Origin of the sequence: Bordetella genomosp. 10, from assembly GCF_002261225.1 — a bacterium.
In the GTDB taxonomy this organism is placed as follows: Bacteria; Pseudomonadota; Gammaproteobacteria; order Burkholderiales; family Burkholderiaceae_B; genus Bordetella_C.
In genome coordinates this window covers 945,223-957,943 of the sequence record NZ_NEVM01000005.1, presented here as the reverse complement: position 1 = coordinate 957,943, position 12,721 = coordinate 945,223, and the positions used below count along the sequence as shown (strand labels likewise).

At 69.2% G+C, this 12,721-nt stretch carries 11 protein-coding genes; 7 read left to right on the top strand and 4 right to left on the bottom strand.

Annotation, left to right across the window (positions count from 1 at the left end):
* Window positions 1-12: 12 nt before the first annotated feature.
* The 3 genes from trpA (at window position 13) to CAL29_RS20500 (ending at window position 2,551) form a co-directional block, all read left to right on the top strand.
* Entirely contained in the window at window positions 13-870 is an 858-nt protein-coding gene (gene trpA / locus CAL29_RS20510) for a tryptophan synthase subunit alpha (RefSeq protein WP_094854869.1), read from the top strand.
* 35 nt (window positions 871-905) lie between these two features.
* Entirely contained in the window at window positions 906-1,781 is an 876-nt protein-coding gene (accD, locus tag CAL29_RS20505) for an acetyl-CoA carboxylase, carboxyltransferase subunit beta (protein ID WP_094854868.1), read from the top strand.
* A 230-nt stretch (window positions 1,782-2,011) separates the two neighbouring features.
* A complete protein-coding gene (locus CAL29_RS20500) occupies window positions 2,012-2,551 on the top strand; it encodes an acyloxyacyl hydrolase (RefSeq protein WP_094854867.1) in 540 nt (179 codons plus the stop codon).
* A gap of 325 nt (window positions 2,552-2,876) precedes the next feature.
* Here the strand turns inward: CAL29_RS20500 and CAL29_RS20495 are convergent, their stop codons facing one another.
* Window positions 2,877-6,161, bottom strand: a complete 3,285-nt coding sequence (locus tag CAL29_RS20495; protein ID WP_094854866.1) for an Rne/Rng family ribonuclease — start codon at window positions 6,159-6,161, stop codon at window positions 2,877-2,879.
* A 543-nt stretch (window positions 6,162-6,704) separates the two neighbouring features.
* Between CAL29_RS20495 and CAL29_RS20490 the strand changes: the two genes are divergently transcribed.
* The 4 genes from CAL29_RS20490 to msrQ all read left to right on the top strand — a co-directional run bounded on the left by CAL29_RS20490 (window position 6,705) and on the right by msrQ (window position 10,149).
* Window positions 6,705-7,679 carry an RluA family pseudouridine synthase gene (locus tag CAL29_RS20490; RefSeq protein WP_094854865.1) on the top strand — a complete coding sequence of 325 codons (975 nt, stop codon included), beginning with the start codon at window positions 6,705-6,707 and terminating at the stop codon, window positions 7,677-7,679.
* A 2-nt stretch (window positions 7,680-7,681) separates the two neighbouring features.
* Window positions 7,682-8,332 carry an HAD-IA family hydrolase gene (locus CAL29_RS20485; RefSeq protein ID WP_094854864.1) on the top strand — a complete coding sequence of 217 codons (651 nt, stop codon included), beginning with the start codon at window positions 7,682-7,684 and terminating at the stop codon, window positions 8,330-8,332.
* Between the two features lie 187 nt (window positions 8,333-8,519).
* Window positions 8,520-9,485 (top strand): protein-methionine-sulfoxide reductase catalytic subunit MsrP, encoded by a 966-nt coding sequence (gene msrP, locus CAL29_RS20480; RefSeq protein WP_094854863.1) that lies wholly within the window; start codon window positions 8,520-8,522, stop codon window positions 9,483-9,485.
* Window positions 9,486-9,498: 13 nt separating this feature from the next.
* Window positions 9,499-10,149 (top strand): protein-methionine-sulfoxide reductase heme-binding subunit MsrQ, encoded by a 651-nt coding sequence (gene msrQ / locus CAL29_RS20475; protein WP_094854862.1) that lies wholly within the window; start codon window positions 9,499-9,501, stop codon window positions 10,147-10,149.
* Window positions 10,150-10,185: 36 nt separating this feature from the next.
* Here the strand turns inward: msrQ and CAL29_RS20470 are convergent, their stop codons facing one another.
* Genes CAL29_RS20470 through CAL29_RS20460 form a run of 3 tightly spaced genes read right to left on the bottom strand, consistent with a single transcriptional unit; the run spans window position 10,186 to window position 12,538 of the window.
* Complete coding sequence (locus CAL29_RS20470) at window positions 10,186-11,124, bottom strand: N-acetylmuramoyl-L-alanine amidase (protein ID WP_094856787.1); 939 nt, start codon at window positions 11,122-11,124, stop codon at window positions 10,186-10,188.
* An 11-nt stretch (window positions 11,125-11,135) separates the two neighbouring features.
* Window positions 11,136-11,930 carry an SAM-dependent methyltransferase gene (locus tag CAL29_RS20465; protein ID WP_094854861.1) on the bottom strand — a complete coding sequence of 265 codons (795 nt, stop codon included), beginning with the start codon at window positions 11,928-11,930 and terminating at the stop codon, window positions 11,136-11,138.
* Window positions 11,927-12,538: a Maf family nucleotide pyrophosphatase gene (locus CAL29_RS20460; RefSeq protein WP_094854860.1), complete on the bottom strand. Its 612-nt coding sequence runs from the start codon at window positions 12,536-12,538 to the stop codon at window positions 11,927-11,929. Before CAL29_RS20460 ends, CAL29_RS20465 begins: the two co-directional genes overlap by 4 nt.
* Between the last annotated feature and the right edge of the window lie 183 nt (window positions 12,539-12,721).

Below are 12,721 nucleotides of genomic sequence, written 5' to 3'. Positions count from 1 at the left end.
GACCAGAACAGCATGACCGCACAAAAAGACCGCATCGGCGCCGCCTTTGCCCGTACCCGGGCGGCCGGCCGCGCCGCCCTGATTCCCTATATCGCCGCCGGCGATCCTTCGCCGGCTTCCTGCGTGCCGCTGATGCATGCGCTGGTGCGCGCCGGCGCCGACGTCATCGAGCTGGGCGTGCCGTTTTCCGACCCCATGGCCGACGGTCCCGTCATCCAGCGCGCCACCGAGCGCGCCATCGCGCAGGGCATGAGCCTGCGCAAGGTGCTGGACGCCGTGGCCGGCTTCCGCCGCGAGGACGACGCCACGCCGGTGGTGCTGATGGGGTACGCCAATCCCATCGAGGCCATGGGCCAGGCCGCCTTCGTCGACGCGGCGTCGGCCGCCGGCGTCGACGGCGTGCTGGTGGTCGACTACCCGCCCGAGGAAGTGCGCGAGTTCGCCGAGCTGCTGGGCGCCAAGGGCATCGCCCCCATCTTCCTGCTGGCGCCCACCAGCACCGAGGCCCGCATCGAGGCGGTCGGCAAGGTGGCGCGCGGCTACGCCTATTACGTCTCGCTCAAGGGCGTGACGGGCGCCGGCCATATCGACACCGACGACGTGGCGGCCAGGCTGGCCGCCATCCGCCGCCACGTCCACATTCCGGTGGGCGTGGGCTTCGGCATCCGCGACGTCGACAGCGCCCGACGCGTGGCGCGCGTGGCCGACGCCGTGGTGATCGGCAGCAAGCTGATCGAGACCATGGAAAAAGCCATCGAAGGCGTTCCCGCCGCCGGCCAGGCCGAGGCCGCCGCCAGCGCCGCCGGCGCCTGGCTGAGCACCATCCGCCAGGCCCTGGACGACGTCAAACGGGACTCCGCGGCGGCCTGAGCGGCCGCCTTTCTCCACCCAGGATAAAACTCACAATGAGCTGGATCGAAAAACTCCTGCCGCCGCGCATCAACAAGACGACCGAGCCTACCGCTCGGCGCGTACCGGAAGGTCTCTGGGTCAAGTGCCCGTCCTGCGAATCGGTGCTCTATAACGAGGACCTCGCCGCCAATCTGCACGTCTGCCCGAAGTGCGACCACCATATGCGCATCGGCTCGCGCGCGCGCATCGACTCGCTGCTGGACCTGGAAGGCCGAGTCGAACTGGGCCAGTCCATCCGTTCGGTCGACACGCTGAAGTTCAAGGACTCGCGCAAGTATCCGGAACGCTTGCAGGAAGCCGTCAAGCAGACGGGCGAAACCGACGCCATGGTGGTCGTCAGCGGTTCGATCAAGGGCGTGCCGGCGGTGCTGGCCTGCTTCGAATTCGAATTCATGGGCGGTTCCATGGGCTCGGTGGTGGGCGAGCGCTTCGCGCGCGGCGCCCAGGCCGCGCTGGAGCAGAAGACGCCCTTCATCTGCGTGGCCGCCTCGGGCGGCGCGCGCATGCAGGAAAGCCTGCTGTCGCTCATGCAGATGGCCAAGACCAATGCCATGCTGACGCGCCTGTCGGCCGCGCAACTGCCTTTCATCAGCGTGCTGACCGATCCGACCATGGGCGGCGTGTCGGCCAGCTTCGCCTTCATGGGCGACGTCGTGATCGCCGAGCCCAAGGCCCTGATCGGTTTTGCCGGTCCGCGCGTCATCGAGCAGACCGTGCGCGAGAAATTGCCCGAAGGCTTCCAGCGCGCCGAGTTCCTGCTGCAGAAGGGCGCCATCGACATGGTGGTGGACCGCCGCCAATTGCGCGACGAAATCGCCCGCCTGCTGGCCCTGCTGACGCGGCAGCCCGCCGAAGTCCTGACCGCCTGAGGCGGATGCTTGCTCGCGTCCGCCGGGCACGCCGCGTGCTAAGGGCGCGGCGCGAGAAAGTCAACAAGGCCATGCCGGCGGATTGGTGCCGATTTTCGAAAACTGTATTTCGTGGCTTTCTTGCCCAGGCGGGCCGGGCGATTCCCCGGTCTCATGGCCGCTGTTGATTTTTTCTGATAAGTTACAGCGCGTCTATACCTTGAAAAATGTAGCTAGTTGGAGTGTTCCCCATGCAGAGTGGTTATAAAAAGAGCTTGGTAGCGGGCGCGTTGGCGGCCCTGGCGATGGCGTGCGCCGTTCCGGCCGCGCAAGCCCAGGACAAAGGCGGCGTCAGCGTGCAGGGCGGTATCGGCGACAAGTACAACCGCACCGCGATCAACTACGAAACGGCGCCGCTGTGGCAGATCAGCGGCAGCCTGGGCCGCCTGGACCTGACCGGCGAACTCGGCGCCGCCTACTGGTGGGCGCATAGCGGCGGCGGCCATCCCTCGAATGCCTGGCAGGTGAACGCCATCCCGATGTTCCGCTGGTGGGTGTCCGACCGCTTCTTCTTCGAAGGCGGCGTGGGCGCCACGGTGTTCAATCACACCAAGTTCGCCGGCGAGACCATCAGCACGGCCTTCCAGTTCGGCGACCACATCGGCCTGGGCTTCCAGTTCGACCAGCACAACCGCGTGAGCCTGCGCTATTCGCACTTCTCGAACGCCAGCATCAAGCGCCCGAATCCGGGCCTGGACGTGACCCAGGTGACGTACACCTACCTGTTCTGACCGTTGCCCCCGGCGGTCTCCCGTCGGCCTTCCACGGGCCGGCCGGGCCGCCAGGCGGCAATATGCCGGCGCCGGCCGGCGCATGAAGTATCCGAAGTCTGAAGTCTTAAAACCCTGGCCATGCGCCAGGGTTTTTTTATGCCCGCGGTTTGTGGAGAGCACGGATAGGGCGTCCATGGCTGGATTGGGGCTACGTAGCCACCGGGCACACTCAGGTCACCCGCCAATGGCTGGCCGGCGGCCCACGCCGCCCAATAAAAAACCCCGAGGCCGGACGGGTGGTCCGGGCCTCGGGGCTTAGGGCTGACCAGCCTGGTCGGGCGGATCAGCGGCGGGTTTCGACCTGCACCAGCGGCTGGCTGGAAACCGGCGCCACGGGCTTGCGCTCGCGGCCCAGGCGCAGCGGCACATGGCTGGCCGCGATGCGTTGCTGGGTCTGGGCGTGACGCTCGGGGTCGGTCTCGATCCACTTCAGGCCGGCGGCGTTGACCACGTTATGCAGCGATTGCTTGCTGGGCGCGCCGTTCGCGCCAGCGGCCGGAGCCGGGGCAGCGGACTGGGGCTCGGCAGCAGCCGGAGCCGGGGTAGCCGCTTGAACAGGAGCAGCCTGGACCGGAGCAGCGGCCGAAGCCGGCGCAGCAGCCTGGACCGGAGCCGCCTGGACCGGCGCCGGAGCGGCGATCTCGGCGGACGCAACAGCCGGCGCCTCGGCCGGAACCGATGCAGCAGCAGGAGCGGGCGCAGCGGCTTGCTCCGGCGCGAAGGCCGAAGCCGGCGCGGCAGCCTGTTCCGGCACGGGGGCCGGGGCAGGAGCAGCCGGAGCAGCAGCAGCCGGGGCAGGCGCCACGGCAACCGCCGGCGCCTCGGCGGCCGCGGGCGCATCAACCGCCTGAACCTGCGGCGCCGGCGTTTCCGCCGCGATCTCGGCCGGCGTGGCGATCTGCACGGGCTCGGTCACGGCGACAGGCGCCGTGGTGGTCACCGGTTCGGCCGCGGCGGGCGCCGGGGTCGACTCGGACAGCTCGGCGATCGGCGCCGCCACGTGCGCCTGGATGGCTTCGACCGGGCTGGCCGTATCCACCGGCGTCGCGACTTCCGACAGCGCGGCCTGCGCCTCGGCGGCCAGGCGGTCTTCGGCGTCCGCCTGTTCCGAGGCGTCGAGCGTATCTTCCTGGCCTTCGGCGTCCGTGCTCACGCCGTCTTCCTGGCTGCGGCGGCCACGGCGGCTGCGGCGGCGGCGGCGCTTGCGTTCCGGATCGGCGCCCGCGCCTTCCGCGGCGAGGGGATTGCCGAACTCGTCGGTTTCGGCCTCGGCCACGGCGGCATCGCGGGTCGCGGTGTCGGTGACGTCATCCGGCGGCAGGGCGGCGGCCACGGTCTCGGCCAGGGCCGCGACCATGCTTTCCTGCTCGCTCATGACGGCATCGCTGCCGGTTTCCTCGCGGCGGTTGCGGCCGCCACGGCCACGGCGGTTGCGGCCTTGGCGGGCAGGCGTGCCGTCCTCCAGGGTCTCCACCGGTGGCAGGTTGCGTTCGGCCTGCTCGGCGGCCTGGTTCACCGCCTGGCTGGCAGCCGCGGCCTGGACGGCCTCGCGTTGTCCGCGTTCCGCGCGGTCGCCACGATCGCCGCGTTCCGTGCGTTCGCCACGGGGTGCCCGTTCGGCGTCGCCGCTACGGCGGCCGCCGCGCACATGGTGGCGGTTGTTGGCGTCGGCGCCTTCCACGGCCTCGGCGTTGCGGCCTTCGCCACGGCGGCCGCCGCGGCCACGGTCGGAACCATGGCGCTCGCCACGGCGGTCCTGGCCGTCATGCGTGCGGGACTTGGGACGGCTGGCGGCGCGCCGGGCCTCGTCGGACTGGACCGGCGTGGCCGCGGACGTCGCGGCGGGCTTCTCGCCGCCGGACAGCCAGCCGACCAGGCGCTTGAACAAGCCGCCCAGGCCGGCGGGCGCCGGCGCGGGGGCCGCCACCGGCGCGGCCGGAACCGGCGCCGGCGCGACGGGCGCGGGCTGGGAGGGGGTGATGCCCTTGACCAGCGCTTCCGGACGGGCCTTCACTTCCTGTTCGCGCGGCGCCCAGGCGACGTCGGTGGCGGGAGCCTCGGCCAGCTCGAAGCTGGTCTTGGTCTCTTCCAGGCGCGGGTCGTCGTGGCGCAGGCGCTCGATGTGGTGATGCGGGGTCTCCAGGTGCTTGTTGGGGATCAGCACCAGGTTGACCTTCAGGCGGGCTTCCATCTTGGCGATGTCGGCGCGCTTCTCGTTCAGCAGGAAGGTCGCCACGTCCACCGGCACTTGCGCGTGCACGGCGGCGGTGTTTTCCTTCATGGCTTCTTCCTGCAGCAGGCGCAGCACGTGCAGGGCGCTCGATTCCGCGTCGCGGATCACGCCGGTGCCGTTGCAGCGCGGGCAGGTGATGTGCGAGCCCTCGTTCAGGGCCGGGCGCAGGCGCTGGCGCGACAGCTCCATCAGGCCGAAGCGCGAGATCTTGCCCATCTGCACGCGGGCGCGGTCGAAATGCAAGGCATCGCGCAGGCGTTGTTCCACCGAGCGCTGGTTCTTGCTGTCCTCCATGTCGATGAAGTCGATGACGATCAGGCCACCGAGGTCGCGCAGGCGCAGTTGGCGCGCCACTTCATCGGCCGCTTCCTGGTTGGTGCGCAGGGCGGTTTCCTCGATGTCGGCGCCGCGCGTGGAGCGCGCCGAGTTGACGTCCACCGCCACCAGCGCTTCGGTGTGGTCGATCACGATCGAGCCGCCGGAGGGCAGGGTGACGTTGCGCGAGTAGGCGGTTTCGATCTGGTGTTCGATCTGGAAGCGCGAGAACAGCGGCACGTCGTCGCGGTAGCGCTTGACGCGGTGCACGTTGTCCGGCATCACCACGCTCATGAACGCGGTGGCTTGATCGGCGATCTCGTCGGTATCGATCAGGATCTCGCCGATTTCGGGCGAGAAGTAATCGCGGATGGCCCGGATGACCAGGCTCGATTCCAGGTAGATCAGGATGGGCGCGGAATTGTCGCGCGCGGCGCCGTCGATGGCGGTCCAGAGTTGCAGCAGGTAGGACAGGTCCCACTGCAGTTCCTCGACGTTGCGGCCGATGCCGGCGGTGCGGGCGATGATGCTCATGCCCTGGGGCAGTTGCAACTGCTCCATCGTATCGCGCAGTTCCTGGCGGTCCTCGCCTTCGACGCGGCGCGAGACGCCGCCGCCGCGCGGGTTGTTGGGCATCAGCACCAGGTAGCGGCCGGCCAGCGAGATAAAGGTGGTCAGCGCGGCGCCTTTGTTGCCGCGCTCCTCTTTCTCGACCTGGACGATCAGCTCCTGGCCTTCGCGCAGGGCGTCCTGGATGCGGGCGGTGCGGACGTCGACGCCTTCCTTGAAGTAGCTGCGCGCGATTTCCTTGAACGGCAGGAAACCGTGGCGATCTTCGCCGTAGTTGACGAAGCAGGCTTCGAGGCCGGGTTCGATGCGGGTGATGATGCCCTTGTAGATGTTGCCTTTGCGCTGTTCGCGGCCGGCGGTTTCAATGTCCAGGTCGATGAGCTTCTGCCCATCGACAATGGCGACGCGCAGTTCTTCCTGGTGCGTCGCGTTGAACAACATTCGCTTCATGAGAAGGTTCTCCGTAGTCATGACACGCCGATATCGGCGCGTGACCTCGGATCACGCGGTCTGCGGACTGCGGCAAGGGCAAGCGGCTTGCGGACCGTACCCGGGCGGCGCCCAGGCGTATCCGCGCCAGTCAGGCGGGCACTGCGTGCCGGTAGGCACGGGGTTCTGTCAGCAGGAGAGTCAGGAGCACGTATGTGGTTGACGAATAATTGCTGTGGGAACTCAGACGCGGCGAAAAGTGAGGGCGCGCGCCTGGTGCGTTAAATGCGACGATGCTTGCGAATGCTTCAGAGCCGCGCGCGGCTTGCAACGGTCCTGTCATGAAAGCGGGCAAAATGTGCCACACCACTTTCTGTTGGGCTCGGTTGCGCCGGCGACCGAATGACCCCGGAGCTGAAATCGAGCAGGCGGTACAATAGCGTCCTGCGCACCGGACGGCGTTGCCAAAAAAGCGTACCCGACGGAGTTGCAACAGCATCTCTACGCCAAGCGGCCATTCAGCCACAGCCCCCCATTTCAGCCCCTTAAGGCTGTCCCGATTATATGCCGCTTTTCGCAATGCGCAAAGAATCCTCCCCTGGGACTTCCCCGAGCGCGCCCGCGGCCGTCCGCATGGTCGAAGTGACCGACGAGCACGACGGCCAGCGGGTCGACAATTTCCTGTTCCGCCTGTGCAAGGGCGTACCCAAGAGCCATGTGTACAAGGCGATCCGCGACGGCAACGTGCGGGTGAACAAGGGACGCATCCAGGCGGACCATCGGCTGGGAAAAGGGGACGTCGTGCGCGTGCCGCCTTTCCGCCTGCCGGCCGCCGACGCGCCGCGCGCGGTGCCGCCGGCCGAGTTTCCCGTGGTCTATGAAGACGAGGGCATGCTGGTGGTGGACAAGCCGGCGGGCATCGCCGTGCACGGCGGCAGCGGCGTGGCCTTCGGCGTGATCGAGCGGTTGCGCGCCGCCCGGCCCCAGGCGCCGATGCTGGAGCTGGCGCACCGCCTGGACCGCGAGACCTCCGGCCTGCTGATGATCGCCAAGAAGCGCAACGCCCTGCTGGGCCTGCATCGCATGTTCCGCGAGGGGCTGGGCAGCAAGCGCTACTACGCGCTGGTCCAGGGCGACTGGGTCAACGACCGCCAGCACATCAAGCTGCCCTTGCTGAAGTGGACCACGGCGTCGGGCGAGCGGCGCGTGCGCGTGGACCGCGAGGGGCAGGCCGCCCATACCATCGTCACCCTCAAGCAGCGCTTCGGCCGCTACAGCCTGGTCGAGGCCGAACTGCGCACCGGCCGCACCCACCAGATCCGCGTGCACCTGGCGTCCAGCGGTTTTCCCATTGTCGGCGACGATAAATACGGGGACGATGAAACCCGGGCCGCGTTCGCGCGCCAGGGGTTCAACCGGATGTTCCTGCATGCGCACCAATTGACCATTCCGCACCCGCTTACCGGGGAAACGCTGGACCTGCGCGCGCCGCTGCCGCAGGCTTGCGTGCAATTACTGAAAACGCTGGAGAGTGCTTGACCATGGCTTATTCGTTGGTGGTGTTCGACTGGGACGGCACGCTGATGGATTCGACCCACCATATCGTGGCCGCCATCCAGGGCGCCTGCCGGGACCTGGACCTGCCCGTGCCGTCGGCCTCGCAGGCGAGCTGGGTCATCGGCCTGTCCCTGGAGGGGGCGCTGCGCCACGCCGTGCCGGACCTGCCGAAGTCCATGATGCCCCGCTTCCTGGAGCGCTACCGCGTGAACTACCTGCTGCGGGATCCTGAACTGAAGCTGTTCGAGGGCGTGCGGGAGATGCTGGAGGACCTGGCGCGGCGCGACGTGCGGCTGGCGGTGGCGACCGGCAAGAGCCGGGTCGGCCTGAACCGGGCGCTGGCGGCCAGCGGCCTGGCCGACGCCTTCCACGCCACCCGCACGGCGGACGAAACCTTCAGCAAGCCGCATCCGGCCATGCTGCACGAAATCATGGCGGAGCTGGACGTGCTGCCGGAGCGCGTGGTCATGATAGGCGACACCTCGCACGACCTGCAGATGGCCGCCAACGCCTCCGTGCACGGCGTCGGCGTCACCTATGGCGCCCACACCCGCAAGGAACTGGAAGGCTGCGCGCCCCAGGCGATCGTGGAAACGGTGGCGGAGCTGGGCGCCTGGCTGGCCTCGAAGAACTGAGGGCAAGGGACGAAGGGCAGGGCGGCTGTCGCGTCAACCGGGCGTGAAACGAGCCCGGGCCCGGGGCGCATGCTTGCACCGCGCCAGGGGAACGTCCAGCCCGGCCGCCCGGTCCTAGTGGAGGTCTTGGTGAAAATATTTCGCTGCGCCTCGCCCCGCGAGGACGCGCTTTCTGGAGCCGGCAGCCATGCTCATACGTAAACCTTCGGACATTCCTCCCTCGGAGATCACCCCGGAACCCGTCTGGCGGGCGCGGCGCGCCTGGCTGGGCCGGGCGGGCGCGGGGCTGGCCGCCCTGGGCGCGGCGGGCTTGGCGCCGCCGGCGCGCGCGGAGGGGGAAGGGGACGGCCTGCCGGCCTTGCCCTCGGCGGCCAACGCCCAGTACACCGTCATGGACAAGCAGACGTCCTACGGCGACATCACGTCCTACAACAATTACTACGAGTTCGGCCTGGACAAGGGCGATCCGGCCAAATACGCCAAGGCGCTGAGGGTGCGGCCCTGGACCCTCCGCGTCGAGGGCGAGGTCGGCAAGCCGCGCACCTTCGACATCGACGAACTGCTCAAGCTGGCGCCGCAGGAAGAGCGGGTCTACCGCCTGCGCTGCGTCGAGGGCTGGTCCATGGTCATCCCCTGGATCGGCTATTCCCTGTCCGCGCTGCTCAAGCAGGTCGAGCCCACGGGCAACGCCAAATTCGTGCAATTCGTCAGCGTCGCGCAGCGCGACACCATGCCCGGCCTGCGCAGCGGCGTGCTGAACTGGCCTTATACGGAAGGCCTGCGGCTGGACGAGGCCATGCATCCGCTGGCCCTGCTGACCTTCGGACTCTACGGCAAGGTGCTGCCCAACCAGAACGGCGCGCCGGTGCGCGTGATCGTGCCGTGGAAGTACGGCTTCAAGTCGGCCAAGTCGCTGGTGGCGATCCGGCTGGTCGAGAAAATGCCCGTCAGTTCCTGGATGGATGCCGCGTCCAACGAGTATGGCTTCTACGCCAACGTCAATCCCAACGTGCCGCATCCGCGCTGGAGCCAGGCCACGGAGCGGCGCATCGGCGACGGCTTGTTCAGTCCCAAGCGCAAGACCTTGATGTTCAACGGCTATGACCAGGTGGCGTCGCTGTACCAGGGCATGGACCTGCGCGCGAATTATTGATGGCGGCGCATTGATGTCGGCGTATCTGTCTCCGTCCGGCGCCGCGCGGCGGCCATGGACCGCGCGCCAGGTCGGCCGCTTCAAGCCCTTGTTGTTCCTGCTGGGGCTGGCGCCCGTGCTGCGCTGGGTCTGGCTGGGGATGAACGACGGCCTGACGGCCAATCCGGTCGAGTTCCTGACCCGTTCGGCGGGCACCTGGACCTTCGTCTGCCTGCTGGTGACCTTGTCCATCACGCCCTTGCGGCGCCTGCTGGACCAGCCGGCCCTGCTGCGGGTGCGGCGCATGTGCGGCCTGTTCACGTTCTTCTATGGCCTGCTGCATTTCCTGTCCTGGGCCGGCTGGGATCGCGGATTCGATCCGGCGTCCATGGTCGAGGACGTGGGGCAGCGGCCCTTCATCCTGGTCGGTTTCCTGGCCTTCGTCCTGCTGCTGGTCCTGGCCCTGACGTCCTTCCAGGCGGCGATGCGGCGCCTGGGGCGCAACTGGGGGCGATTGCATCGCGCCGTCTACCTGGTCGGCCTGCTGGCGCTGCTGCACCTGTGGTGGCACAAGGCGGGCAAGCACGATTTCACCCAGCCGCTCTGGTATGGGGCGGTATTGCTGGCCTTGCTGGCCTGGCGCGTGGTCCTGTGGGCGCGCGCCAGGCGGACGCGGTCCGCGTGACGCGGGGGCGCCGCCCGCCGCTTACTCGCCCTCCGCCTATTCGCTCTCGCCCGGCAGCACGCTCAGGATGCCCGCCGTCTCGGCGTCGGCCACGCCGTCGTAGCGGGCCGGGCGGTAGTGCATCTGGAAGGCGGCGATGACGCGCGTGGTGGCGGCGTCGTAGACGCCCGTGCGCGGCGCGTCGTAGCCCACGCGCGCCAGTTCGGCCTGGAACCAGCCGGCGTCCGGCAGGCCCTCGCTCGCGTAGCGCTGGGCGGCGGCCTGGGCGGCGCTTTCGTCGTACCAGCGGCCCAGGCCTTCCTTGGCCAGCCGGCGCCAGGGAAAGAGGGGGCCGGGGTCCGTCTTGCGCTGCGGGGCGATGTCGCTGTGGCCGACGATGTTCTCCGGCCGCACCCCGTGGCGCCGGGCAATGTCGCGCACCAGCAGGATGACGGCGCGGATCTGGTCTTCCGTATAGGGCTGCCAACGCGGCGGCCGCCACGCCGGGGCCTGCCCGGCGGGCTGTTGTCCCTGCGCGGACAGCGCGGGCGCGGGCTGTGCCGGGACCGCCGGCGCCGGCGGCTGGTCCGCGCTGCCGGGCAGGGGGCCTTCGTTGGTGATCTCGATGCCGATGGAGGCGTTGTTCAGGGCGGTGCGGCCGAACCAGCTACTTTCGCCCGCGTGCCAGGCGTTGCGGTCCTCGGGCACCAGGTTGTAGACGCGCACCCGGCCGCCGCCGGTTTCCTCGTCGCTGACCAGGTAGTGGGCGCTGACGTCGCCGCGCGAGAGCGTGCGCAGGGAGACGGCTTCGTCGCCGTCGGTGTAGTGCAGCACGATGAAGCGCACCCGGCTGTCCTGGCTGAGGGCCGTGATCGACGTGTCGACGTCCAGTCCCGCCGGCCAGCGCTGCGCGCAGCCGGCAAGCGCCAGCGCGCCCGCGCCCAGCAGGGCCAGCGCCGCGCGGCGGCCGGCGCGAAAATGCTTCCGCGTCGTCATCGGGCGCGCCGTCATCGGGCCAGATAAAGGAACAGCGTCGGCTTCTTGTCCAGGTCCGGCGCCGGACGGGACTTCCAGTCGGCGATCGTCGCCGTGCGCACCCATTCGTCGTCCGTGGTCAGGGACCGGGCCACGCACAGCCGGGTGTCGCCGCGCAGGCTCGCCAGCAGGGTGGCGAACATGGCGGCGTTCCGATAGGGCGTTTCGATCAGCATCTGCGTCTGGTTGTTGCGCGCTGACAACTGTTCCCAGGCGCGCAACTGGCGCGCCCGCTCGCCGGGCTCCACGGGCGCATAGCCATGGAAGGCGAATCGCTGTCCGTCCAGCCCGCTGGCCATCAGGCCCAGCAGAATGGAGGACGGCCCCACCCAGGGACGGACCCGCAGGCCCATGCGATGCGCGGCGTCGGCCACGCGCGCGCCCGGGTCGGCGACCGCCGGGCAGCCCGCCTCGGAGACCAGGCCGATTTCCCCGCCCTGGCGCAAGGGCCGCAGCCAGCCGTCGATCTCGGCGGCGCTGGTCTTCTCGCCCAGCGTATGGATGGCGATCTCCTGCAGCGGCCGCAGCGTGCCGATCTGCTTCAGGAAGGCGCGCGCCGTCTTGGCGTTCTCGGCGATGTAGCAGTCCAGGCGGGCGGCCAGGCCGCGCGCTTCGGCGGGCAGCCAGCGGTCGGGCGGCGCATCGCCCAGGCCGACGGGAATCAGGTGCAGGGTGCCGGGTTCGCCGCCGCCTTGCCCGCGCGCCTGGGCCGCCGTGGCGTTCTCTGCCGTCGCTTTCCCCTCCGCCGCGTGTCCGGCCGCGCTCATTGCGCCGCTCCGCCGTGGCCGGCCGTCAACGGGTCCAGGCCGAACAGCGTCAGCATGCTGGTCAGGGCGATGAGCGGCAGCCCGATGATGGCGGTAGGATCGTCGCTCTGTATGCTCTCCATCAGCGCGATGCCCAGGCTTTCCGCCTTGGCGCTGCCGGCGGTGTCGTAGGGGGATTCCGCCAGCAGGTAGGCGTCGATGGCGGCGTCGGAAAGCTCGCGGAAGCGGCAGCGGGTGACGATGTCCGCATGGGCGACGCGCTCTCCGTCGGTCACGGCCAGGGCCGAATGGAACGCCACTTCGCGGCCCGACAGGCTGCGCAACTGGCGCTGGGCGCCGACGAAATCCCCAGGCTTGCCGATCGGCGTGCCGTCGACCGTCGCCACCTGGTCCGAGCCGATGACGACGGCGCCGGGGTGCTGCCGCGCCACGGCCTCGGCCTTGGCCAGGGACAGCCGCACGGCCAGGTCGGCCGGCGCTTCGCCGGGCGCCGGCGTTTCGTCGACCAGGGGCGGGACGACGTCGAAGGGCAGCCGCAGGCGCGACAGCAGTTCCCGGCGGTATTTGGAGGTCGAGGCGAGGATCAGGCGGCGTGGGGAAATAGTCATGCTTGGTTTGACGTTATGACGTAAGTCACAGTATTATCTAACGTTTCGCGGGATTTTCCTCGCGGTTTCTGCGTAGAAATCGGTATGCGGTACGCGGTGAGCGGTATGCAGTGAGCGATACGGCGGCATAGCGAGCGGAGCAGGCCGCGAATGTATAAAGGTGAAGCCATGGCCGGGTCCGGC

Excerpts from the sequence above, each read along its gene's own strand:
- msrQ (WP_094854862.1), top strand. The coding sequence starts at position 9,499 with ATGTCGGCGTATCTGTCTCCGTCCGGCGCCGCGCGGCGGCCATGGACC.
- accD (WP_094854868.1), top strand. The coding sequence starts at position 906 with ATGAGCTGGATCGAAAAACTCCTGCCGCCGCGCATCAACAAGACGACC.
- CAL29_RS20500 (WP_094854867.1), top strand. The coding sequence starts at position 2,012 with ATGCAGAGTGGTTATAAAAAGAGCTTGGTAGCGGGCGCGTTGGCGGCC.
- CAL29_RS20485 (WP_094854864.1), top strand. The coding sequence starts at position 7,682 with ATGGCTTATTCGTTGGTGGTGTTCGACTGGGACGGCACGCTGATGGAT.
- CAL29_RS20490 (WP_094854865.1), top strand. The coding sequence starts at position 6,705 with ATGCCGCTTTTCGCAATGCGCAAAGAATCCTCCCCTGGGACTTCCCCG.
- CAL29_RS20495 (WP_094854866.1), bottom strand. The coding sequence starts at position 6,161 with ATGAAGCGAATGTTGTTCAACGCGACGCACCAGGAAGAACTGCGCGTC.
- CAL29_RS20470 (WP_094856787.1), bottom strand. The coding sequence starts at position 11,124 with ATGACGACGCGGAAGCATTTTCGCGCCGGCCGCCGCGCGGCGCTGGCC.
- CAL29_RS20465 (WP_094854861.1), bottom strand. The coding sequence starts at position 11,930 with ATGAGCGCGGCCGGACACGCGGCGGAGGGGAAAGCGACGGCAGAGAAC.
- trpA (WP_094854869.1), top strand. The coding sequence starts at position 13 with ATGACCGCACAAAAAGACCGCATCGGCGCCGCCTTTGCCCGTACCCGG.
- CAL29_RS20460 (WP_094854860.1), bottom strand. The coding sequence starts at position 12,538 with ATGACTATTTCCCCACGCCGCCTGATCCTCGCCTCGACCTCCAAATAC.
- msrP (WP_094854863.1), top strand. The coding sequence starts at position 8,520 with ATGCTCATACGTAAACCTTCGGACATTCCTCCCTCGGAGATCACCCCG.